Source organism: Candidatus Hydrogenedentota bacterium (assembly GCA_013359265.1).
In the GTDB taxonomy this organism is placed as follows: domain Bacteria; phylum Hydrogenedentota; class Hydrogenedentia; order Hydrogenedentales; family SLHB01; genus JABWCD01.
The window spans coordinates 277620-301076 of record JABWCD010000003.1 but is presented as its reverse complement, the minus strand read 5'-3'; the positions used below and the strand labels follow the sequence as shown (position 1 = coordinate 301076).

The 23457-nt window shown below is 61.8% G+C and carries 21 protein-coding genes; 7 read left to right on the top strand and 14 right to left on the bottom strand.

Features of this window, described 5'->3' with window-relative positions; genetic code table 11:
- The first annotated feature begins 35 nt into the window (after positions 1 to 35).
- A complete protein-coding gene (locus HUU46_03545) occupies positions 36 to 1196 on the top strand; it encodes a thiolase family protein (GenBank protein ID NUM52697.1) in 1161 nt (386 codons plus the stop codon).
- Between the two features lie 51 nt (positions 1197 to 1247).
- Here HUU46_03545 and HUU46_03540 read toward each other — a convergent pair whose 3' ends face one another.
- Positions 1248 to 1751, bottom strand: coding sequence for a DNA-binding protein (locus HUU46_03540; GenBank protein ID NUM52696.1), 504 nt, complete (start codon positions 1749 to 1751; stop codon positions 1248 to 1250).
- A 499-nt stretch (positions 1752 to 2250) separates the two neighbouring features.
- Here HUU46_03540 and HUU46_03535 point away from each other — a divergent pair, with 499 nt between their 5' ends.
- Positions 2251 to 3117 (top strand): zinc metallopeptidase, encoded by an 867-nt coding sequence (locus HUU46_03535; protein ID NUM52695.1) that lies wholly within the window; start codon positions 2251 to 2253, stop codon positions 3115 to 3117.
- Between the two features lie 194 nt (positions 3118 to 3311).
- On the opposite strand, the gene HUU46_03530 is transcribed toward HUU46_03535, so the two are convergent.
- The 3 genes from HUU46_03530 to HUU46_03520 are packed head-to-tail and all read right to left on the bottom strand — an operon-like array spanning position 3312 to position 6160.
- Complete coding sequence (locus HUU46_03530; GenBank protein NUM52694.1) at positions 3312 to 5045, bottom strand: MBL fold metallo-hydrolase; 1734 nt, start codon at positions 5043 to 5045, stop codon at positions 3312 to 3314.
- Between the two features lie 14 nt (positions 5046 to 5059).
- Entirely contained in the window at positions 5060 to 5593 is a 534-nt protein-coding gene (hslV, locus tag HUU46_03525; GenBank protein NUM52693.1) for an ATP-dependent protease subunit HslV, read from the bottom strand.
- A gap of 45 nt (positions 5594 to 5638) precedes the next feature.
- Complete coding sequence (locus HUU46_03520) at positions 5639 to 6160, bottom strand: helix-turn-helix domain-containing protein (GenBank protein ID NUM52692.1); 522 nt, start codon at positions 6158 to 6160, stop codon at positions 5639 to 5641.
- Between the two features lie 88 nt (positions 6161 to 6248).
- On the opposite strand from HUU46_03520, the gene HUU46_03515 reads away from it, so the two are divergent.
- Complete coding sequence (locus HUU46_03515) at positions 6249 to 6593, top strand: antibiotic biosynthesis monooxygenase (GenBank protein ID NUM52691.1); 345 nt, start codon at positions 6249 to 6251, stop codon at positions 6591 to 6593.
- A 583-nt stretch (positions 6594 to 7176) separates the two neighbouring features.
- Here HUU46_03515 and HUU46_03510 read toward each other — a convergent pair.
- The 4 genes from HUU46_03510 to HUU46_03495 form a co-directional block, all read right to left on the bottom strand.
- Complete coding sequence (locus HUU46_03510) at positions 7177 to 8304, bottom strand: peptidyl-prolyl cis-trans isomerase (GenBank protein ID NUM52690.1); 1128 nt, start codon at positions 8302 to 8304, stop codon at positions 7177 to 7179.
- Complete coding sequence (locus HUU46_03505; protein ID NUM52689.1) at positions 8301 to 8624, bottom strand: hypothetical protein; 324 nt, start codon at positions 8622 to 8624, stop codon at positions 8301 to 8303. Before HUU46_03505 ends, HUU46_03510 begins: the two co-directional genes overlap by 4 nt.
- 108 nt (positions 8625 to 8732) lie before the next feature.
- Positions 8733 to 9614, bottom strand: coding sequence for a metallophosphoesterase (locus HUU46_03500; GenBank protein ID NUM52688.1), 882 nt, complete (start codon positions 9612 to 9614; stop codon positions 8733 to 8735).
- A gap of 9 nt (positions 9615 to 9623) precedes the next feature.
- A complete protein-coding gene (locus tag HUU46_03495) occupies positions 9624 to 11963 on the bottom strand; it encodes an acetylxylan esterase (protein ID NUM52687.1) in 2340 nt (779 codons plus the stop codon).
- A 159-nt stretch (positions 11964 to 12122) separates the two neighbouring features.
- On the opposite strand from HUU46_03495, the gene HUU46_03490 reads away from it, so the two are divergent.
- From HUU46_03490 to HUU46_03480, 3 genes are all read left to right on the top strand, one after another.
- Complete coding sequence (locus tag HUU46_03490; GenBank protein ID NUM52686.1) at positions 12123 to 13196, top strand: hypothetical protein; 1074 nt, start codon at positions 12123 to 12125, stop codon at positions 13194 to 13196.
- 606 nt (positions 13197 to 13802) lie between these two features.
- Positions 13803 to 14096 (top strand): hypothetical protein, encoded by a 294-nt coding sequence (locus HUU46_03485; protein ID NUM52685.1) that lies wholly within the window; start codon positions 13803 to 13805, stop codon positions 14094 to 14096.
- On the top strand, positions 14093 to 15742 hold the full coding sequence (locus HUU46_03480; protein NUM52684.1) for a TolC family protein: 1650 nt from the start codon (positions 14093 to 14095) through the stop codon (positions 15740 to 15742). Before HUU46_03485 ends, HUU46_03480 begins: the two co-directional genes overlap by 4 nt.
- 21 nt (positions 15743 to 15763) lie before the next feature.
- On the opposite strand, the gene HUU46_03475 is transcribed toward HUU46_03480, so the two are convergent.
- The 5 genes from HUU46_03475 to HUU46_03455 all read right to left on the bottom strand — a co-directional run bounded on the left by HUU46_03475 (position 15764) and on the right by HUU46_03455 (position 21986).
- A complete protein-coding gene (locus HUU46_03475) occupies positions 15764 to 16645 on the bottom strand; it encodes an S-methyl-5'-thioadenosine phosphorylase (protein ID NUM52683.1) in 882 nt (293 codons plus the stop codon).
- A 67-nt stretch (positions 16646 to 16712) separates the two neighbouring features.
- A complete protein-coding gene (locus HUU46_03470) occupies positions 16713 to 18545 on the bottom strand; it encodes a DUF4340 domain-containing protein (GenBank protein NUM52682.1) in 1833 nt (610 codons plus the stop codon).
- Positions 18542 to 20233 carry a GldG family protein gene (locus HUU46_03465; GenBank protein ID NUM52681.1) on the bottom strand — a complete coding sequence of 564 codons (1692 nt, stop codon included), beginning with the start codon at positions 20231 to 20233 and terminating at the stop codon, positions 18542 to 18544. The genes HUU46_03470 and HUU46_03465 overlap by 4 nt, the downstream gene beginning before the upstream one ends.
- A 2-nt stretch (positions 20234 to 20235) precedes the next feature.
- Positions 20236 to 21060: an ABC transporter permease subunit gene (locus tag HUU46_03460; GenBank protein NUM52680.1), complete on the bottom strand. Its 825-nt coding sequence runs from the start codon at positions 21058 to 21060 to the stop codon at positions 20236 to 20238.
- On the bottom strand, positions 21057 to 21986 hold the full coding sequence (locus HUU46_03455) for an ATP-binding cassette domain-containing protein (protein ID NUM52679.1): 930 nt from the start codon (positions 21984 to 21986) through the stop codon (positions 21057 to 21059). Before HUU46_03455 ends, HUU46_03460 begins: the two co-directional genes overlap by 4 nt.
- Positions 21987 to 22331: 345 nt before the next feature.
- Here HUU46_03455 and HUU46_03450 point away from each other — a divergent pair, with 345 nt between their 5' ends.
- Complete coding sequence (locus HUU46_03450; GenBank protein ID NUM52678.1) at positions 22332 to 22529, top strand: hypothetical protein; 198 nt, start codon at positions 22332 to 22334, stop codon at positions 22527 to 22529.
- 110 nt (positions 22530 to 22639) lie between these two features.
- Here HUU46_03450 and HUU46_03445 read toward each other — a convergent pair whose 3' ends face one another.
- Positions 22640 to 23422 (bottom strand): phytanoyl-CoA dioxygenase family protein, encoded by a 783-nt coding sequence (locus HUU46_03445; GenBank protein ID NUM52677.1) that lies wholly within the window; start codon positions 23420 to 23422, stop codon positions 22640 to 22642.
- Positions 23423 to 23457 lie beyond the last annotated feature (35 nt).

Below are 23457 nucleotides of genomic sequence, written 5' to 3'. Positions count from 1 at the left end.
CGTGTCTCCGTGGCTAAATCTTGGAGGTGATGGCGATGAACGATGTATACGTGGTATCCGGTGCGCGGACGGCGGTGGGCAAGGCGAACCGCGGGACGCTGGTGAATTACCGTCCGGACGATATGGCGGCGGAGGTCATTAAGGCGGCGGTCGAGCGCGCGGGCATCAAGCCGGAGCAGGTGCAGGATGTCGTGCTCGGCTGCGCGATCCCGGAGCAGGCGCAGGGCATGAACATGGCGCGGATCGCGGCGTTGCGCGCGGGGATGCCGGACACGACGAGCGCGTTGACCATTAACCGCTTCTGTTCGTCCGGGCTCGAAGCGATGGTCATCGCCGCGGCGAAAATCAGCAGCGGGCTGTTCGACATCGCGATCGGCGGCGGCGCGGAGAGCATGAGCATGGTGCACGGCCCCGGCGCCCGGCCTGCGCCGAATCCCTACCTCACGAAGAACTATCCCGAGATTTACATCGCGATGGGCAACGCGGGCGACAACGTCGCGCGCGATTTCAGGATGACGCGCCAGGAACTCGACGAGTGGGCGCTGATGAGCAACCAGCGCGCCGTCGCGGCAATCGACCTCGGCAAGTTCAAGGACCAGATCGTTCCGCTGCAAGTGCCGGTGAACGGGAAAACGATCACGTTTGACACTGACGAAGGCCCGCGCCGCGATACGACGATGGAGGGGTTGCTCGCGTTGAAGCCCGCATTTGCGGCGTCGCCGGAACTCGGTTTTCACACCGCCGGCAATTCGAGTCAGATGAGCGACGGCGCGGCGGCCTGCGTGCTCATGAGCGAGAAGGGTCTGAAAGAAACCGGCGCGAAACCGCTCGCAAAGCTCATCGGCTACAACGTCGCTGCCGGTTCGCCGAAGTACCTCGGCCCCGCGCAATTGACTGCAATCCCAAAAGCCATCGAGATCGCGGGTATCAAACTCAGCGAGGTCGGCCTCTTCGAGATTAACGAAGCCTTTGCGTCCGTAGTGAAGTTGGTCGTGCGCGAACTCAAGCTCGATCCGGAGAAGGTCAACGTCAACGGCGGCGCAATCGCGCTCGGGCACCCGCTCGGCTGCTCCGGCGCGAAGCTCTCCGTCCAAATCATCGACGAAATGCGCAAACGCGGTGTGAAGTACGGCGTCGTCACCATGTGCATCGGCGGCGGGATGGGCGCGGCGGGCGTGTTTGAGTTGTGCGAGTAGTTGCCGAACACGCTTCGGTTTTGTTGCACATTGGTATGCCTTGCTGGCTTCCTATTCGAGAGCTTTAATTGCGTCCAATAGGAGGTCGCGCTTGATGTGAAGCGTGGTGCGGAAGGGAATATCATGAAGCAATTCTACTGCCGCTGATCGGCTGCGCTGCCCGCGTCGAACGGCGCGCAACAGTACTCCAAGTGTCCCGTGCACGCGGATGCTCAGGTTGGTGGCCGCTAGTCGCGCTGCGTTATCGTCCGTGAGCAACAGCGAATTCTCCGTCGATTTTGCGAGTGCAAGTGCATCTATTTCGCCCTGATGCAAAGACAGGAGACGGCCCAGTCTGACGGCAGCGCTTGCCGCAGATTCGGGAGGTGCTACACAACGTATCGATACAGATTTCTGTGTAAAGACAGTCGGACGGTGGCGACGGACTTCGCTGCAAAATGAATTTGGCGCCAATATCCGATCAAAATCGGCTAACAAATCCAGCGCGTTCAACTCGTCGAGGTGAATCAACGGCCCCGCGTCGCATATAACGACGACCGGTGCGACATTACTCACTCCCGCGCATACCCCACTCTATATCGTCGCGTACATGCTCCTCGGCGATTCGCGGCCCGTGAGAATCGAGAAATCGGCGAAGCGCCTCTGTAAGTACGGCGTCAAAGTCACCCGCCCACCCTTCATCTACAAACTCACGAGCTTGCTGCACCAGTTCGTCGGGCAAGTTGGCTTGAATCGTTGTCATGGTTTAATGATAGCACACTCGCAACCGTCGGCCTGCGGCTTTGTCGGGTGTGTTACAATCGGATCGCTGCTTTCGTGCGAATGGCTGTGCCCTTGGAGACAGGAGAGGTGAAGGGAATTTCCTACATTTGTTGACGCCGGAGGCCGCCGCATCGGCGTCATTATCGACCTCAAGCGGCATGGCGCATTATGGGAAGGTTTCTACGACAGTCTCCACGTAGAGCAACGCAAGAATGAACCGCGCGTGCCGTTGGCATCGGTGCAGCGAAGAGAGAGTAGGAAGTCCGTCCGCAAGTAGGTTTGGAGGCCCGCCATGCGTTGGAAAGGACGGCGCGCGAGCGCGAATGTCGAGGACCGGCGGTCGATGCGGGGGCCGGGGCTGGCGGGCGGCGGCATCGGCACGCTGGTTATCATCGGGCTGATGCTGTACATGAGCGGCGGCGACCCGACGGTGTTGCTCGAGTCGGGCCTGCTCGAGGAGCAACTCGGGGGTGGGCAGATTCTCGACGGGCCGGTCAGTCCGCAGGACGACGAACGCGCGGAGTTTGTGAAGGTCGTGCTTGCGGACACGGAAGACGTGTGGCACGCGCTGTTCCAGCAGGCGGGCGACGACTACATTGAACCACGACTCGTTCTGTTTCGCGGGCGCGTGCAGTCCGGTTGCGGCGGCGCGAGCGCGGCGGTGGGGCCATTCTATTGTCCAGCCGACCAGCAGGTCTATCTCGATCTTCAATTCTTTGACGAGTTGCACCAACGATTTGGCGCGGCGGGCGATTTCGCGCAGGCGTATGTCATTGCGCACGAGATTGGGCACCACGTGCAGAAACTCATCGGCACGAGCGACGAAGTCCACACGGAACAACAGCGCCTGGACGAAGTGGAAGGGAACCGGCTTTCCGTGCGGTTGGAGTTGCAGGCGGACTATCTCGCGGGCGTGTGGGCGCACCACATTCAAAAGACGAAGCAGGTGCTCGAGCCTGGCGACATCGAAGAAGCGCTCGATGCGGCAAACGCAATCGGCGACGATCGTTTGCAGCAACAAAGCCAGGGAACTGTGGTGCCCGATTCGTTCACGCACGGAACGTCCGCGCAACGCATTCGTTGGTTTAGGGAGGGGTTTGAATCCGGCGATTTCCGCGCCGCGGATCGGTTGTTTACGGAGGGGTACAAGCAGCTATAGGTATACCCGGCACGCACAGGGACGCCGTTTGGGAGGTGCAGTAGGGGCGCTACCGCTTTGGCTCACACAGCACGACGTTTCGACGTGAACCTGCGTCATTTGCCAGGGATCCGGCTCCGCCGGAAGCCAAAGCGGCAGCGCCGTCCGAAGCGGACTTTGCTGCCGCACTCCATACGCCGTGTTGAATGGTTGTGTTACCGCTCGAAGTAGCGTAGAAACGCGATCACATTCGCGACGCCGCCATCGACCTGAATTTCGCCCGACGCATACGCGCCTGCAGGGTTCGTCTTCTTGCTCGCAATCCGTTTCCACGTCTTCGCCGTCGTCGTGATCTTCATCGCTGGGTTCGCGACAGTGCGCTTGCGGACTTCCGCGACGCAGTTGCGCACGTGTACGGTGTAATCCGTCGCGATGTCCGTGAACGAGAATTGAACGAGTGTGTTGGCGTCCTTCGCCGCTTCGGGATTCAGCCGAACGGCTAGGCCGCGCATAAATCCGTCAATGGGCAGTTCGTCAATGAACGAATCGGGCACGCTCGAGGGATCGTTCGGCTCGACTTCGAGATCGCCGCGCCACTCGAGCGCTTGCGTCAGGTAATAATTGCGCGCGTTTGCGTTCGATTGCGCCGCTCCCAGCGCACGGAAACAATCCGCGAGCGTGTCGCGCGCCTCGACGGAATCCGGCTCCACGCGCGTCCATTCCCGTGCAAGCTCCGCGGCCCACTGGTAGTCCTTCGCGGCGAGGGCACTCTTCGCCTGTTCCGAGATTGGCTTTCCCAGCGCCAGCGCGTCGGCAAGTTTTCGCGCGCGTTCGGTTGGTTCCGATGGATTTAGCGTTGTCGCATCTCCGTTGAACCAGCCGAGATATCCATCGTAGATGCCGCGTACGGACCACGCGACGGTTCCATAATACTGACCGAGCCACGGGTGGTTCGCGAGGTTCGCTGGCAGTTTGACGGTCGCAACCAGTTCATCCGGCGTCTTGCCTTGGTTGAGCCCGCGGACCGTCTGATCGTGAACATACTGAATCGCGTCGCGGTACGCAGTGAGCACGTCCGCTACGGCTTCTTTACCGGCGACCGGCCGCGTATGCGACGGCACGAGGAACTCCGCGTCGAAGTCGCGCATCCGGTCGATGCTGTCCACCCACTCCATCACGTCGCGGTACGATGTCCCGCGAATCGTGTACAGGTTCGGGAACGCCTGGTACACGTTGTCCGCGGGCAGCAGCACTTTCTTGTCCGGCAGCCACACGACGATTTGGTCGGGCGTCTCGCCGGGCGCGTGAACGAGATGGAAGCGGACGCCGGCGATCGTGATGTCGAGCGTGTCCGAGAATGTCTGCGTAGGCCGCGCAAGCGCGATGTTCTCGGGCCGATAGTCGAGCCGCATGCCGATGCCGCTGTTCGCTTCGTCTACGGGCGGCAACAACTGTCCGAACATCCGCATGCTGCGCACGTAGATGTCGTCACGGACGACGTTGATGATGCGGTCGATGTGCGATGCGGTGGACTCGTGCGCGATCACGGGGACGTTCGGATCGCCGCCGGTGAACACCGCACCGCCAAACACATGGTCGGCGTGATTGTGCGTGAGGATGACGGCCTTCACCGGTTTCGAGGTGATTCCATCGAATGCGGCTTTCACCGCTTCCGCCTGCGGGCGGCCTTCGAGCGTGTCGACGACGATGACCCCGTCGTCACCTTCGATCAGGATCGAATTGGCAAGCCCGAATCCGATTGCGACATAGATTCCGTCGGCAACCTTCTCGACACCTTTGCGAAACAGTTCGGATTGCGCGGCGAGATCGGGCGGTTTTGGTGGAGTTGGGGTCGGCGCGGGTTGGCCACCCCCGCAGCCCGCAAGGAGAAACAGTGCACTGAACGCGAGAGTTCCCGCGGCGCAACGCATTCGATCGGTCTGCCGCATCCGCTGCGCTCGCGCTACAACATCTCGACGGTGATGTTGGTATTCGTGTAGATGCAGATGTCCGCGGCGGTCGACAACGCTTCGCGCACGATCGCGTCCGCGGGCAAGTCGGTGTGCTTGAGCAGCGCACGCGCCGCCGCGAGCGCGAACGGCCCACCCGATCCAATCGCCATGATGCCGTCCTCCGGCTCGATGACTTCGCCGCTGCCGGCGACGACCAGCGAGGTCTCCGAATCGCACACCGCGAGCAGCGCCTCGAGATTGCGCAGGTACTTGTCCGTACGCCATTCCTTGCCCAGCTCGACCGCCGCGCGCACGAGGTTCTTGTTAAACTCGTTGAGCTTTCCCTCGAACCGGTCGAAGAGCGTAAACGCGTCCGACACGGCGCCCGCGAACCCTGCCAAGACCTTGCCTTCCGCAAGCCGGCGAATCTTGGTTGCGTTCTTCTTCATCACCGTGTTGCCGACGGTCACTTGTCCGTCGCCGCCGAGGGCGACCTTGCCGTCTCGCCGAACGCCAATGACGGTTGTTGCGTGCCACTGCTCCATGCCGATGATCAACTCCGACTGCGCAACCGTTGTTGCGGCGTTGTATTAGAAGAAATCCCAGATCGCCTGACCGGTCTTCGCGTCGTCGCCCTTTTGAGCGTCTTTATCGACGGTGGGTGCGCTCGCTGACTTTTTCGCCGGCGCTGGCGCGGGTTCTATGCGCGAAGGTTCCTTGGGCAAGGCCGGTTCGGGTGAGGGTTGGGTCTTTTCCACCGAGGGCGCGACGCGGGCCGGTTCTGCAACCGGCGGGGCCGCTGCCACGCTCGGCTCGCCGACCGGCGCAGCAGGCGCCCGCTTCTTGCGTCCACGCTTGGGCCGGTTCGCGTTTTCGCGGGCCTCCTGCTCATAGTCGAACCCGGGCTGCAAGTAAAAAATATAGTCCACCGGCTCACGCAGCAGCTTCGCGATCTTCAGGGAGATCAGAATAGAAGGGTTCAATCGGCCCTTTTCGATCGCAATGATCGTCTGGCGCGTGACCCCGGCCTCGCGCGCCAGCTCGGACTGGCGGACGTTCAATCGTTCGCGGAGTTCTTTGACCCGGTTGCGCAGCGGCGTGTTGCGAGACATGCCGGAAGGATACCGGCCTGCAGATGAAACATCAAGAGGATGGCGTCATGTAAACTGTACCATCGCATTTGCTGGAGGAGGACAAACCATGAGCGAATCTCCGTTTGCCATTCTGCCCGAGCCGCCGTACTACGCCGTCATATTTCCGTCGCAGCGGACGGACGGGGACAACGGCTACGAAGCGATGGCCGCGCGCATGGTCGAGCTGGCGAAACAACAACCCGGCTACCTGGGAATCGAAAGTGCACGCGGCGCGGATGGCTTCGGCATCTCGGTCTCATACTGGGAATCGCTCGAAGCCATCGCCGCGTGGAAGCGCAACGCCGAGCACCGCGCCGCGCAAGATTCGGGCAAACGAATTTGGTACAGCCGGTTCGAACTGCGCGTCGCCAAAGTTGAACGGGCACACGGATCGAGTGAAACAGCTACGTGACCCCCTCCCGGTTGACGCGGCGCCACGGGTGGCTGCCGAATCTGCAACACCACTTCCGCGACTTCAGCCAAACGCGTTGTGCTTGAAGTTGCGAGCCTGCATCATTACGAAGCAGTAGGGATGCCAAGCCATTTCCAGCAATCCCTCCGCGTGGGCCGGCGTTCTGGACTCGAGATCACGCGGATGGACCCTCTGAACGCATCGTGAGAATGGGCGAATTCTGCGAAGAACAGAAACTGTTCGGAAATGTGCGAACCAGAGGCGCGCCGCGCCGTTCTTCGCCGTCCCCTTCCGGGATGCGGGAGTTGCCGTTCAAATTTGTCCGTGGTCGATTTTGAATCGCCGACTTGATACTGTGCCGCAGCCGAACAGCAACCGGGTGGTGCTGAACACAACACTCTGCTCGCGCCCGCGACAGGATGAAACGCTTAGCTGCGCACTGCTGGGGAGCCTGCTGCGAACGCTCGTTCGAGTCCGCAAGTTGATTGGCGGCAATGCATTGGTGGACAGTACGACCGTTCGTACCGAAAATGAATTCGCGATCATGTAGGATCTCGTTCGCGAAAAAAGCGATCAGCCCGACTTAATTCTCGCGGTTGCGGCGATTCTCAGAGGGGGGCGTGGCGGACGCCTGGGTTTCGTTCCCGAGGCGCTGCACCAGGTCAGGCCGGAGTCTGAGCTGGGTTTCGAGGTCGAGGTAGACCTGCACCTTGGCTGGGTCGCCGGTGACGATGCTGCAAAAATCGTTGATAGCGCGCGCGCCCTTTTGGGCGAGCAGCATCTGATGGATTCTGTCGCGGGCCTTATCGAGGGTCCCTTCTTCGCCGGGGATAGCCTCGACCAGTTTGAGGATATGCCAGCCGTCCTTACTTTCGATTGGCTCGCTGATGTCGCCGGCCTTCATCTTGGCGACAGCGGCCTGAACAAAGGGCGGGAACTGGTCGGCGGGAAGGACAGGCCACTCGCCGCCTTTGTCCTTGTACTGCCCTTCGGACATTTGGCGGGCAACGCCCTCGAAGCTTTGGCCCGACTTGATCTTGTTGTAGGCCTCCGTGGCCTTCTGTTTCGCGACCGACTGTTGTTTGTCCGAGCGGGACGTGTCAGGCCTAAAATAAATCTGCTGGATACGGAGCATGTCCGGCCGCCGCGTCAGGTTCTTGTTCTTCTCAAACCACTCCGTCACTTCCTGATCGGAGACGGTGATACCCTTCTCCTCGATGATGGCGTCACGAACTTTATCCACCATCATGGCCTGCCGGAGTTCGGTAAGCGCTTCTTCACGGGTTGTATGCGCCTTCTCGAGAATTTGCGCCTCGCTCAGCGGCGGGTCTCCCTCCTTGGTGACCCGCTTTTTCAAGTCTTCGAGTTGCTCGGCCCATAGGGCCTGTAATTCCGCATCCGTTACGGTCAATTTCCGGCGCACCGCTTCCTGATACAGGACTTCCCGCTCGACGAGCATGCGCAGGGAGTTAATCGCGATACCCAAGCGCTCGTCGTCGGGGACGTTGCGGCCGTTGAGCTGCGCCCAGCCCAACACGTCTCGCATGTACACGTCCTTGAACATCTCCGCCGGAATGGGGCTTCCATTTACGACAGCGACCGGACCGTCCGGCACGGACTTGAGGACGATGTCCATCTTCGACAAATCGGGCGCCTGTGCCAACGCTATCCACGCGCCGGCCAGCAGCGCGAAAACCACAGTGCGAATCATTCCTGATGCTCTCCTGGAGGCTGTTCCGGTCCGGGGGTTTCGTCCAACCCCATTGGACCAAGCGGACGGATGGAGCGTTTCGGCGTCAGCTCCGGCCCCGCAACCTGTTGAAACACGTAGACCAAGAAGAATGCCGCCAGATAGGCGACGGCAAACGTCAGTCCGACCCGGAACACGATTTCGTAAATGTCCGCGTACGACCAAAACACACACGCCGCTAGAACGATCAATCCGAAAAACGCGCCTGAAAACAGACCTACCCGGTCCTTGTCCATGTGCAAGATAAGACGCGCTTTGCGGGCCGCTCGCGATTCCGGCATGCGGCTATGCTACCACATTTTGCGGTGCGGACGCATGGATGGAAGAAGTTGATAGGCGAGAAGGTTTGGTCGTCAGGAAGCAAGAGGAAAAACGACGTGAAGACACCGTTAGCCGCAATTGATCTCGCGGCGATGCCAGGTCTGGGCGTGGGTATGGCGGAAGAGTGCGAAACTGCTTTCAGACACATGAAGCTCCGAAAACTCGCCGTCGATGTTTTCGCGGGGGTTGCGGCCGAAGAAGGTGCCGGTGGTGAGGTGGGTGAGCGTGGGGTAGACGGCGTCAACGACGTAGCTGAACCGATGGACATGGCCGGCGATATACAGGATGCGTTTGCCGGATTCGCCGAGGGCGCGGCGCAGGGCATCGGCGTTGCGGAGGCGACGGTCGGGGTTCGTTTCGTACGTCGGTGTCTTATCGAGTACCGGATAGTGGCCCGCGACCACGATTGGTTCCGGGGCATCAGCCAGAAGCGCTTTCACTTGGGCGACTTCGCGGTCGCCGATGCGCCCGCGCGACGAGACGAGGTTTGGGCAGACGGTGGGCACAAGCACGAGCGGGGTCCCGCCGGGCAGCGTGACGCGCGCGGGAAAGCTTTCTCCCGGAAGCCACTCTGAAAAGTATTTCTCGAAGCGGCGCTTGCGCACCGACTCGAAGGTGTACACGTCGTGGTTGCCGGGTAAGAGATGGATCGCGAATCCCCGATCGCGCAACGCATTGACGAAGTGGCGCGCGCGCACGAATTCTTCGTCGAGCGACGTAGACGCGGAATCGCCGGTGAGCAGGAGCGTGCGCGGGCCGGCTGCATCGAGCGCGTCGACGAACGGCAGCGCGTTACCCATGACAAACTGATGGCGCCGCCGCCACCAAACATTAAGATTACCGAGTGCGCGCTTGTTGAGCAGGCGCAGCGGATTGGCAGTGACGTGCCAGAAGTGCAGGTCTGCCACGTGCAATAGCGCGTCGCGAATATCCGAATTGCCTCCTGGCACCACGAACTCTTATTGAAGTGCGGCCACGATGGACTCCGGCGTCGTTTCGCCGGAGACCACCACGGCATCCGCGGCCTTGCCGGTGATCGTTGCGTACGGCTGCGCCGCGGCGAGCCATGCCTCCGTTGCGTTGAACACCGCCAGCGCGCGCGGCGCCGCCAACGTCAAGGCCGTCGCGATATCGCCAAGCGATCGAATGCTCGGAATGTACGGGCCCGCGGCCCACGCCGCGTCGTCGTCCGCAGCAAAGCGGTTTGCATCCACAACAATTGCGCGCACCTCGCTGTCCACGGCCGCCGCGAACGCGCACCACAAACCGCCGTTGCCAATGCCGATCAGATCGACAGGACCACGCGCATACTCGCCGCCGCGCGCATACGCAATCGCAGTTAGCGTGTCCTGCACGCAGTAGGCCGTGTCGGTGGGAAGGAACGTATCGGGAAAACTCTTCTTGAGCCGGTCGGTGCGCTTGCCCGGCGCGTGATGTTCGCCGGTGAGGAACGCATCGAACGCAAGCACGGCGCGGCCATCGGCGAGCAACGCCTTCACGAGCGGGCCCGGACCTCCGTTTTCGAGATCGGCCAGTGCGGCCTTGCCCGCGCCATGCGCGATCACGACGGTGCCCTTCATGGCCTTGCTTGCGGGCACATACAGCAGAACCGGCAGCGCCTCCTTGCGCGCATTCGCGCCGATACGGAGGCGGACGAGCGTGTAGTCGCCGCGCTCTTCCTTGCCGACCGGGCGCACATTCAGTTCGCCCACGTTCGGCAATGTCAGCCCCATCGCATTCACGAGCGCGGGTTGCGCAACGCGCCGGAACGTTTCGAGTCCTGCGGCGTCCTTTGGAAGCGTTGCGGCCCACTTTGCGCGCCGCGAATCCTTGATCCGCGCGACGATCTGCTCGTAGGCCGGATATCCCTCCGGCGCAGCCTCGCCGGGGAAAACCTTCAGCGTGTCGACCGCCTCCATTTCAAACGGAGGTTCGGTGAAGTTCCCCCAGTTGTCGCCGCCGAGGAGGTGCTTTCCGAAGAAACGATAGACTCCTTCGCGGCTGTCCTTGTTGTAATTGTGGCCCGCGTCGATCTGAATACTTTCGACGTTGTCCGCCGCGCCATAGAGCGCGTAGACACTCTTGATCGCAGGAAACTCGACCGTTGGCGTATCGCGCGTCCAATCGCCGGTCGCGGCGATCATCATCATCGGTCGCGGCGCCATGAGGCTGCCGACCTCCATGTTTGACGCGTTGAACCGGATGATGGGCGCGTTCTCGCAGGGGCAACCGCCCTGCATCGAATGCGAGATCATATTGACGGGCGCGGAGACCTTCACGCGATCGTCAATAGCACACAACGCAAACGTCTGCGTGCCGCCGCCGGACGCGCCGGTGCACGCGAGCTTTTCTTTGTTCACGTACGGCAGCGATTCCATGAAATCGAGTGCGCGCACGGCGGACCACAATTGCATCGCGAAGGGATGAATGCCCCAAAGCCCCTCGAGCCGCCGCGTTTCTTCGCTCACATTGCCGCCGGAATGCCCCCACCCCTTCGGGAACTGGTGGCTGTCGTTGTAGCCGACCATGTCGTAGCTGAACGCGGCCATGCCCATGCGCGCAAACGTGATGCAACGTGCGGACACCGAGCACGTCTCCGTATTCTCGAAGCGGCCGGTTGCCCAATGTCCGTGCGGACAAATCACGCCGGGGTACGGGCCGTTACCCACGGGCCGATACAAGTTACCCGTGACGAGGAAACCGGGATAGGCCTCGAACGAGACTTTCTCGACGATATAATCCGGATGCTTTGCGACGTCTTCGATCTTCGCGTTCAATGGCGTGCGATCCGGCAGCGGTATGAGACCGCAGGAAATCAAGAACTTTTCGCGCAACGGCGCGGCAAACCGCTCCCAATCCTCCTTCGACCTGAAATCGGTCATCGTGTAGAGCGTGTTTGTATCGCGATCGATGGATGCGCGCCCATCTCCGATGGCGTTGGGCTGATCGTTCACACGCATGTCCGCGGCGGCTTTTGCAGGGTCGAATGCATCGAGCGTTGTGAGCGCAATGGCGGCGACATTGCTCGAAAGTGCCACGCCGATCTTCCCCTGCGGGAGAGTTGCGGTCCCGGCGCGTTTCCATTGGTAGCCGCTCTGCGCAGGGTCGGCGGCGAGCGAAAGCGTCACGGTGCCCAGCGTGATCTCCGAGGCGTCTTTCAGCTCGGCCCACGCCCACACCTGGTACGTCTGCGCCGCGCCGAGGAGAATCCCGCTCTCGCGCGCCTCGAACGCGTCGGCCCAAATCACATTCGGTGTTTGCAGCGCCGTGCCAAACAATGCGAGCAACATGGGTATCATCGCAGCCTCCCTTCAGGATAGAAAGCGTAATCCTAATACGAAAAGGTAGGCCAATGAAATCGGGCGTTACCGAGGCATAACCAACGCCGGGTGAATGTTATGCCCGGTGGCCGGACGCCATATTGGCATCGTGTACACTTGCGCAGAAGACTTACAAACGTGGCCGCGGAACTCGGCGAGGCTTTCGTGAACAGATTCATGTTGGCGCACCTGATCTGGGCCGTTGCGGCCAGTGCCGATGGCGCGAAAAGCGTGGACCCCGGCGCCTGGGTGCCCGTCGCGCCGATGAATCTGGCGCGGCAAGAGATCGGCGCGGCGCGTGTCGGGACCAATGTGTACGTCGTGGGCGGGATTATCTCCGGCCCGCCGTCGGTAAATACCTCGACGGTCGAGCGCTACGATACGACGCTCGACCAATGGGACTTCGTCGCGCCCTTGCCGGAAGGCCGCGATCACACGGGCTGTGCGGCTGCGCGCAGCGAGGTATACTGCGTCGGCGGCTTCAATGCCGCTCGCGAGCCAACCGATACCGTTTACGTGTACTCGCCCGGGCCGGACATGTGGCGCGAATCAACGCCGCTCCCTCTTCCGCTCGCATCGTGTTGGGCAGTGGGTTTCGAGGACAAGATATACGTATTCGGCGGGATCAGCACCGCCCGCGTCGCGCTCGCGTCGGCGTACCGCTTCGATCCGTTAACCGGCGAGTGGGAACAACTCGCCGATATGCCCACGCCGCGGGAACATCTCACCGCGGTCGCGCTGAACACGCACATCTACGTCATCGGCGGCCGCGCGTCGGGCGTGCCCACCACGGCGAACGAACGCTACAACCCCCGCAACGATCGATGGCGCGTACAGGCGAGCATGCCTACTGCGCGCGCGGCCATGTTCGCGGGATCGTACGACGGCCGCCGCATATTCGTCGCGGGAGGCGAAACCCCGGTTCTCCACAGCGTGAACGAAGTCTACGACGTTAAGACCGATACGTGGGAAAACAACACAGCAATGGCAGTGCCACGGCACGGTCTCGCCGCCGTGCCCATTACGGGCGGCATCCTCGCGCCGGCGGGAGGCATCGTGCAAGGTCACGGCGCGACCAATTATGTGGACGTGTTTGTTCCCTCGGAAGCAGTCTTGCCTGCGGCATCGGTCATCGCGCTTGCGCTGCTCGCCGGTGTTGTCGCGTTTGCCGGGGCGTGGATTCGATTGCGCGCGCGACGGACCCGCTTCTGACGGTCCGCCTTTACTAACGCGGAAACTTCGTATATTCTGCCCCTTACTATGCGCAAGTGCAGATTGCAGAAATGGTTTGCATTCGCCGTTGCGACGGCGATGGCATTCGGCGCGGTCCTCATGCCTGCGTGTGCGTGCGCAGCGCGATCCGGGCAAGACGCCAACGCCTCGTGTTGTTACGGCGATGGTAGCTGCTGCGAAAAGTCGGACGCGGCATGCTGCTGCGGGCCGGCCGAAGCACCGGGTCAGGAAAGCGCATCAAACTGCGAAAGCGGCTGCGCGTGTACCGGAGCCCACCCCGAGATCGCGTTGATGTTGCGTGACCTCAATGACCGAACGTACGAGCCGAAGTCCAAACAAATCCCCGCGCAGTACGGTCCGGCGTGTTTCGCTGCGCACAGCAATTCAGTCGCTGTGCACTCGCCGATCATTGCCGGTGCGGGCGCGTACCCCAGCCCCCCTGTCGCACCACAGACCTGCGCCCTGCGCTGCTAAGCGCGACGAGGCGTGCGCCGCGCGTACCGCCGTGCGCTTCTTGATTCAATCGAATTGCCTTAGGGCCGAACTGCATGCGCCGCAGTTCCAGCAACGCAGAGGTCGAATGTCATGCGTTACGTACCACCAGTAGTTCGTTACGGTCCCACCGCGGACGGGTGCGCCGGCGACGGCACGACGCTCGCGACGCCGGCGTTAGCGCCTTTCAGCCGCAATTCCGATATCATGATTCCGAGAGCGGTATCGTCGTGGGGAGGAACGCGTATCGCGCCGCTTACAGCGCCAAATGTGTCCGCCGCGTACTATTTGGCCCGGGCCGCGAGATTCCGCTGGCCGATCGGCCGATACGCGCACGCGGCGGACGATGCGATAAGCGCGCCACAAGAGGAGCACGACCAGTCGTGATCGCCGTTAGCCTGTTCCTGATTCTCGCGGCCGCCGAGCCGGAGGCCGCGCAATTCTACGCGCCCAACGAGGAACTTCGCGCGTACTTGCTCGAAGCGGGCGAGAACCATCCGGAGTTGCGCGCGCTCCACGAAGAGTGGCTGGCTGCGCTCGAGCGTATCCCGCAAGCAAAGTCGCTCGACGATCCGATGTTTGGGTTCACCTACATTCTGCAAGCGCCCGCGGGATGGGGCCGCTACTCCGCCATGCTGTCGCAGATGTTTCCGTGGTTCGGCACGCTGCGCAAGCGCGGCGAGAAGGCCGCCGTCGAAGCGGACGCCGCGCTCGCACGGTTTTGTACCGCGCGTAACATGGTGTTCGGCGAGGTGAAGAAGGCGTACTTCGACTACGCGTACCTCGCCGAAAGCGTTCGCGTCGTCGAGGCGCAGGTCGAGGTATTGAAATTCACCGAGGACATCGTGCGCTCGCGGTATTCGCTGGGCATCAGTCCGCAGGAGGATTTGCTGCGCGTTCAGATCGAACAAACCAAACTGCAAGACCGCTACGACGAGTACAACCAGTACCGCCCGGCCCTATCTGCGCGCCTGTGCGCCATGATCGGTCGCGAGCCCGGCGAAGACCTTCCGTGGCCGCAGGCGGCGGACCTGCCGGCGCCTCCGCCGCCCGCGCCGATCATTCTGGCGCGCATGCGCGTCGCGAACCCGACGCTGAACGAAGCCGACCTGAAGATTGAGAGCAGCGAAATCGAAATCGAACTCGCCAGGAAGAAGCGGTTCCCCGACGCCAAACTCGGCATCGAGTATATGGACATGACGGACGTGCGCAATATGTCCCGGCCCGGCCCGTTTCTCGACGCGGTCGAGGCATCACGCGAATTGTCCATGCCCGCCCGTGTCGCGCTGCCCTCGCTTCCCGACCCGAACGCGACGCCGGTCGAGCGTATCGTCGGCGCAGTCGACGGTGTGCGCACGTTCCGCACGGAAGCCTTCGAACGGTCGATTGGCGGCACGATGAACCTGAACGATCTTGTCATGCTCGAGAACGCGTTCGACAACATCAAGATGAAAGACCAGGTCGGCGTGACACTCGAGTTCAACCTTCCCATATACCGCAAGCGCATCAAGGCGGCGATCGAAGAGGCGCGGCACATGCACGCCGCTTCCCAACACGACAAACAAAAGCGCACTCAAATGCTGAACGCGGAAGCGAAGATGGCGCTCTTCGCCTACCAGGACGGCGCGCGGCGCCTCAAACTTTACGAGGAAAGCCTCATTCCCCAGGCGGAGAAGACCTACGAGGCCGTGCAGGTGACTTATTCGAGCGGCGACATCAACGCGGACTTCCTCGACCTGTTGATGAGCGCGCAAACGCTGCTCGACTTCGATCTCGAGAAGGCCCGCGCCGCGCGCGACGTACAGATTGCCGCCGCCGATCTTGAAGTTGTCATGGGCGGCCCGTGGGAAGCGGCCGTCGCCGATGCGGAGGCGGATTCAATTGCGACAACTCATGAATCCACTACGGATACCAAGCCGGCGGACGAAGAGAAACCCGCAGCTTCTGCCGATACCCAGCCCGACAACAAGTCTGCCGGCGTCTCGAGCGAAGATTCCCCAGAGCCGGTTGCGGAGCCGGAAACAACGAAGTAGCGCCGCGAACACGGCGCGCGTTCATTTCCCGATCACGCGCCCCGCGACGGCGTCGAGCTTTTTCAGTATTTGCGGATCGCGCGCATCCGGCGCGGTGATAAGCGCAAACTCGAGCGCCGTCTGGCACCCCTTCGTGCAAACGCACCCCGGACGCTTCAGAACCGGAATAAGTTTCTTGATGAGGTCTCGCGCGTTGTCCGCGTTGGCGTGCAGAATCTTGACGATTTGATCGACCGTCACATGATCGTGGTCCGGGTGCCAGCAATCGTAATCCGTCACCATGGCGACGGTTGCGTAGCACATCTCCGCTTCCCGCGCGAGCTTTGCCTCCGGCATGTTCGTCATGCCGATCACGTCGCAGTTCCACGAACGATACAGGTGCGACTCCGCCATTGACGAGAACTGCGGACCCTCCATGACCATGTACGTTCCGCCGCGTTCGACTTTCACCGCCAATGCTTTCGCCGCGTCCTCGACACAGTCGCCGAGGTGGCCGCACACAGGATGCGCCATCGATACGTGCGCGACCATGCCCGTGCCGAAAAACGACTTGTTCCGCGCGAAGGTGCGATCAATGAATTGGTCGACGATCACGAAATCACCGGGGTGCAGGTTCTCCCTCAGCGATCCCACGGCGCTGATCGAAAGGACCTGCGTCACGCCCGCACGCTTGAGCGCGTCGATGTTTGCGCGGAAATTTATTTCCGATGGCGGGATGCGGTGGCCGCGCCCGTGCCGCGGTAAGAATACAAGCTGTTCGCCCTCGAACACGCCAAACAAGAGTTCGTCCGACGGCTCGCCGAACGGCGACTCGACCTTCACCCAATGGCGGTCTTCGAGCTCGGCGAAGTCGTATACTCCGCTCCCGCCGATGACGCCCAGCAATGGTTTGCGTTTAGACATGCCCGGTAACCCAAACAATTCCCATTGCTCCCATATCTCCCATTGCTCCCATCAAGAAACTGCGCGGCTACTGACCCACGACCCCGCGCAGTGCACTCCGCACTGCGCTCACAGGCAATTGCTTCACACGGTACACCTGCGGGCGTCCCGAAACCATTGCGTACCGCAAGTGGTCGTCGTCCGGGCACAGTTTTCCGATCGATACCGGCCCAATCGTCGCCGGCTCGCTCGCACCTTCCTCCTGGGCCGTCGCCGACACCGTAAGCGTCGGCTTATCCAGCCCGAACACCGACAGGTCTTCCGGCGCTGCCGCGGCGTCGACGGATTCCGCGCTGAAGTTCGAAAACACGTCGATCAGGCCCTGCATATCGTCCTGGCTTTCCCAGACCTTGCCCGCGGGCTCGAGAATTTTCCACGCCTGCTCGCCGCGCACGAACACGTACGACACGTCGTCCAAGGTCAATCGCATCTCGCGCACCGCGTTCTTCTTGAACGACATCAGCCCGCGCGCCATGAAGTCCTTCGGCGCTTTCGCCAACTTCTCCGCGGAAAGATTATCGAGCGTAGTCGCCACGCCCGAATCCTGCGTGACGTAATACCGATCCGAGTTCGGCATTGCCGCGCCGACAAGAATCTCCGCGGGCGTATCGACGTCTTTGTACGTCAGCCCGATTCGTATTGCCGGCACGTCGAAACCGAAATCCGGCTTTCGCTCTGCGAACGTCGAGCTGCCTTTCATCTCGAGCATGTCGCCGATGAACCGAGATACCGCGGCCTGGTCCGTCGCCTCTTCCTGCGGCTCCTTCAGTTTCCACCCGCCTTCCTCTTCTTTCACAAGCAGGAACTGCTGCGGGCCCGCCTGATACTTGATCGATGTAATATCGCTGCCCTGTTTCGTAATGAGCCGCTTCTCGCGCCACGCGTCCGGGCCCGATTGCGGGAACCCGTTCACGATGTGCGCATCGACAACAAACACCGACGGACGCCCCTCCTGCATCACGTACACGCCCGCGTTTTCTTTGCTCGACGGCTCGAACCCGCCGAAGAGCGCCGTTTGCATCTCGCCGGCAGGCCCGCTGCGCACGCGCACGCGCGCCATGGGTGGATCGAGCTTGTAGTCCTTCAGGCTTTCCGGCGCGTCGATGTAATCGCGCCCGCGCGCGAACTGCAGGTCGGTCGCGAGTTGGCTGAGCATCGCCTGATCGGCCGTGCCCGGGTGCGGCGCAACAATCGACCACGTTCCCGCGGCGTCCTTCTCGGCAATGACGGAGATCGCCGTCTGCACCTCCGCGTTCTCGCCTTGCGTTCCGGGCTTCACGCGCATGGGGGTGAACTCGACATAGGTGATTCCCGCGTCGCCTTCGTTAAACAGTTCGACGTCACGCAGCCACGTCAGGTCCCGGTCGAGTTCGAAGAACTGGTCCGGGCTGACGAGAAACACTGCGCCGTCGCCGAGTTGCGCGTACCGAAATTTTTGCGTGGGGTCCATCTCGCCGAACCGCACGCCAATCTTCTCGCCGCCCTTGATTTCGGCGGTCACTTTCAGGCGCGGTTCGCTCAACTTGTATACAGCGAGGTCTTTCGGCTCGTCCTCGACGGGACGCTGGTTCGACAACTCGGCGATGTTCTTCGCGACGCGTTCCCAGATCATCGCGTTCGCCGGTACTTCGAGCGGGGCCGTCACGCGCCACGCTCCGCCCTCGCCACGCGCGCCGGTGGTTGCGCGCTCGGCTTCCCGCTGGATTGTGATGCTCGTTACGTCGGCGGGCGCAAACGAAAAGAGCTTCTTGGCCTCGATCACCGCGGCCTTGCGCTCTTCCCCGCTACGCACCATGAACCAGTAGCCCGCGCACAATGCGAGCAACACTGCAAGCAGGACGATGTTCGTACGCATCTTCACGCGTAGCGCCTCCGCATGAAATACACGACGAGCGACGCGATCAGGACGATTTGCACGACGCCCATGCCCGCGATCCACGCGATGGCGGTCTCGTCCGCCGGCGTCAGCGGAATCGGCTGGTTTTCTTTTCCGGTGGGCCGCATGGCGATTAGTTGTTCGCGCTCGGTCAGCCACGCGATCGCGTTCATGATGAAATTCAGGTGACCTCCCAACACCAGGGAATCGCCTTTGATGAAATCCGTATCGCCCACAACAACGGCACGCGCCGCCTTCATCTGTCCCGAGTCGCCGATAGGTATTTCCGTCTGCAGCGTCACCGCGGCAGCCACGCCGATGGACCCCGATTTTTCATGTGGATCGAGCGTAGGCGCCGCTCCTTGCTTCAACGCCAACAGATTCGTTTCCGCGAAGCAGTATGGCAGCGTGCGCGCGATCACGTTGCCGGTCACTCGATCGGGGAGCGTATCGGCCAATGTCACGGAGCGCGCGGCTTCAAGCTGAATCATCTTGTTAAAATTGCGGGTAATTGGATTGCTCTGTTCATAACATCCGGCGAAGTCCACGTCCGGCACCGGGACCTGCCGGAACACGCTCGTCGCGTCCGCATCGGACATCAGCGAGACTCTCCCAAGGCGATCGTCAACGCGCGATACGATCAGATCGTCGCCGACGACAATTCCGAACCGCTGCTGTAACCAGTCCAATATCCGTTTTCGAGGAGTGCCCGGCACATCGGCGAACTGCGGATCGGCCAGCACCATCACGCGCCCGCCACTCATGACGAAGGCATCCAGCGCGGCCAATTCGTCGAGCGTCAGATCGCCACCCACTTCGGCGTTCAATCCATTAATCACAACGAGATCGTAGTCGCCTTCAATCCCGCCTTCGCCGGGACGAATCGCCAAGCTCTCCGCGACGTAGCCTTCACCGGCCAGGAACTGCGAAAGCCCTTTCATCTCGGGCCTTGTGATGTCGGCTTCGCCGTGCCCCGCGAGGAATCCGATCTTCGGTTGGGCCTCTTGCATGATGTTGATCAGCGTGTTCGTGAAGTCGCGCTCTTCGAGACGCGGCTGCGCTTTGCCGCCGCCGAGCGGTATCGTGCGCGTGCGCGACCCCGCTTTCAGCGCAACGGTTCCGCGCGGGTCCGCGTAGGTCATACCCAACGCCTGCAACCGCGCGCGCTCGACCTGCGGATCGATGAACTCGACGGACAAATGCGGCGTCAGCTTCGCGCACTTGTCGAGAAACAGCCGCGCCTTTTCGCGCGCCACCTCGAGTTCGCGCTGATCGGAAGGGATATCGGTGTTAAACAACCCGTAGGCGGTAACGTCTTGTGTCAACCCCTGCAAGACCTGCACGGTCTGCGGCGCAAGGTCCACGCGGCCCTCCTCCGTCAGGTCCCACGCCTGGTCCCATCGGCTGACAAAGGCATATAGCACAATGCAGATGCCGAGGAACGTGAACGACGCGAACACACCGCCGAGGCTCGACGTTTTTCGCTCCGCCGCGCCCTTGCCCGCGCGGTCCACAAGGGCGAGAGCGAGACTCAGCAGGCCCAGCACGACCGCGCCGGCCAGCGGCCACAGCACGGCGGCCGTAAACGCGTCGCGCCGGATCGCGACGACATTCATCGCAAGGATGAACAGCAGGAGCGCGCCAACGCCGGTTATCGCGCGTACCTTTCCCATGCCTAGGCCCTCCACCGGCGCGATTCGAGCGCGCGGAAGGTCAGGAACAGGAAGAACGCAACGAACAGGATGTAGTACGCGATGTCCTGCGGGCGTACGATGCCCTGCGCCATTTGTTCGCAATGCCGGTCGAGCGGCAATTCAATGACGAGCTGGCGGAAGATGCCCCAGAAGAAGTTCACGCCCCGCGTGGCAGTTTCGCCCCACGGCGCGTTCAACGTCGCCGGCAGGTCTTTGCCGTAAGTGCCGAGCACGTACGAAATGAACCAGAGCGCGAAAGTCAGCACGCCCGCCGTCACCGGGGATCGCGCCAATGCGGAGACGAATAACCCAAGGCTCATGAACGCCGCGCTCATCAGGAACAACGAGATTAGACCGAAGACGAGTACCGCCGGCTCGACGTCGGTGTAGTACGCCACCATCGCCATGTGCGCGCCGACGACGGCGATCAGCGTAATGACGATTCCCAATGCCGCGAAATACTTTCCGAGAATGATCTCGCGGTCGCGCAGGGGATAGGTGAGCAGCAACTCCATCGTGCCGCGGCTGCGCTCCTCCGCGAGCAAGCGCATCGTGATGAGCGGACCGATGAACATGATCAATTGGCCGCAAAAGACGAGGTAGGGGCTGAGCATCAACTCTTCGAGTTTCGGTATGCCTTCGTACGCGTATTCGGTCGGCGACACCGTGATGCGGCAAAACAGGATGAACGTCGCCGCGAAGGCCATTCCGGAGATTGCCGTGAAAGTGCCGAGGATAACGTATCCCACCGGCGTCGTGAAGAAGCTCGACAGTTCGCGGCGGCATACGGCAAACGTGCTTCTCATTCGACGCTACCTCGGTCCGCCGCGACGGCCTCGACGAACACGTCTTCGAGCGTCCGCCCTTTCCGCTGCACGCCCACGAGCGAACACTCCGCGTCCGCGAGCGCCTGCACAATTGCGCCGCGCACGTCCTTTCCACGCGGCGACAATACGCGGTACCGTCCGCCGCCAAGCGTTTCGACAGACGAAATTCCGTCGACGCCCTTGAGCCGCGCAACGATCGTTTCCGTCACGCCGAGCGCCTCGACCTCGAGCGATTCCACGTCGCCACCGGTGAGGTTGTGCATCGTGTCCTGCGCGACGATCTGCCCGCGGTTAATGATGATCACGCGCTCGCACACCATGCTCACTTCCGGGAGGATGTGCGTGCTCAACAGAACCGTGTGCTCCGGCGCGAGCCCTTTGATCAGCGCGCGTATATCGACGATCTGTTTCGGATCGAGCCCCGACGTCGGTTCGTCGAGAATCAGTACCGGCGGATTGCCGATGAGCGCCTGTGCGAGACCCAGCCGTTGCCGATAGCCCTTCGAGAGGTTGCGCACGATCCGGTTCGCCATGTCGCGCAGCCCCGCGCGCTCCATCACGCGCTCGACTTCCTTCTGCACTTCGCCGCGCGGCACCGCCTTCACCGTCGCCACGTACCGCAAGAACGAATTCACCAGCATCTCGCCGTAGGCGGGGACGTTTTCCGGCATGTATCCGACCCGGCGCTTCACCTCGATGGGGTGGTCTTCGATATGAAAGCCGGCGACCTTCGCGACGCCGCTCGTGGCCGGGGTGAACCCGGTCAGAATCCGCATCGTTGTGCTCTTGCCGGCGCCGTTCGGCCCCAGGAAGCCGATAATCTCCCCCAGTTCGACACGGAACGACAGGTCACGAACAGCCGTAATGCTGCCGTAAACCTTTGTCAATCCGCCGACTTCGATCAAGGGAGGCTCCTTCGCCCTTAGCCTAACGCATTCGGGCACTTCCGCGCAATTTGTGTCAACCCCTGTCGCGTCTAACTGCTAAATCTGTAATGCCTTGGCGTTCAGCAATCGCCAAATTCCCGTCACCCTGAATAAAGTTTGGCGTCGGATTGGCTCGCCGCCCGGCAATAAATACCGCACGTGCGCAACAAAACGGCGATTCCAGTATACCGTGGCAAGAATATCCACGTGGCCAAGCTTTATCATATCAGTCATTTACATCAATCTGCGGATTTTGCGGGGATTTTGGCATGCGCCATGCTTCTACCCAGCAGAACTCGGGACGGAACCCGGGAGGATGTGACGATGATTGTTCAATGTTGTGTATGCGATAAGGTCCGCGCGGACGGCCACTGGTTCGTTCTGGCGAAGCCGGTCGATCCGCACGAGACGGCCATCAGCCATGGCTACTGCCCGACCTGCGCCGACGCGGCGTTTGGCGAGTTGTACCGCCGGACAAACGCGCGCAACGAGAAGCACATGGAGGTCGTTCCCGCCGCGTAGCGCATTCTATCGAAGGTTACGAGAGGCGCTGGCCCTATGCCTGTACCCCATAGGCCCCGGCGCCTCTCCTGTTTTGCGCAATCGAACCATGATCGCGAGGCCCTTGGCCCCTACTTCAGGAAATCCGTCGCCGCGCCCAGCCATTTCAGCCCGGTCTCCTTTATCGCGGAGTCGCGGACGCGCTTCATCGGCGTGTAGGCGGGGTGGCTGGACTTGCCGTAGGGGCTGTTGCGCTTGGCGTTGTAACAGCAGATAAGGGCCCAGCGCGGGTTCGGCGACGTGTTCTGATCGGACCGGTGGAGCAGGTTCGAGTGGAACCACAGGGCGTCGCCCGGCTCCATCGTCACGAATTCGAGCGGGCACACCTTTTCCGCCGCGCTGCACCGTTCCGGGTCCGCGCCGGTCTGCTGCCCCACGCGGATGTGATCGATGCGCCCGAGGTGGTGCGATCCTTTCAGCACCTGCAAACACCCGTTCTCCATTGTGGACGGGTCGATCGCGATGAAGCAGCTCACCAGCAGCGGAAACAGGCACGTGTCGTTGTACCAGTACCCGTAGTCCTGGTGCCATATCCACGCGCCGCCGACGAACGGCTCCTTCTGCATCATCTTCGAGTGCCAGTGATACACCTCGCCGCCGAGAATCTGTTCCGCGGAAGTCGCCATCCGCTCGCACCTCGAGTACATGCTGAGCACGCCCTCGTTCTCGTCGTTCCACAGGGTGATTTTGCTCCTGCCGCCCTCGCCGTCCTCGCGCTCGAGCGCCTTCTGCGCGATCGCCGGGTCCTGCCGCGCGGCCGTCCGCAACAGTTCCGTCTCCTCCGCGTCGAACAACTGATTGACGATCACGTACCCGTCTTCATTGAACTGCGCCAACTGGCTCGCGGTAAGCATGGGGGAAGCTCCTCTGTTCCACGGTCGAATGGGCA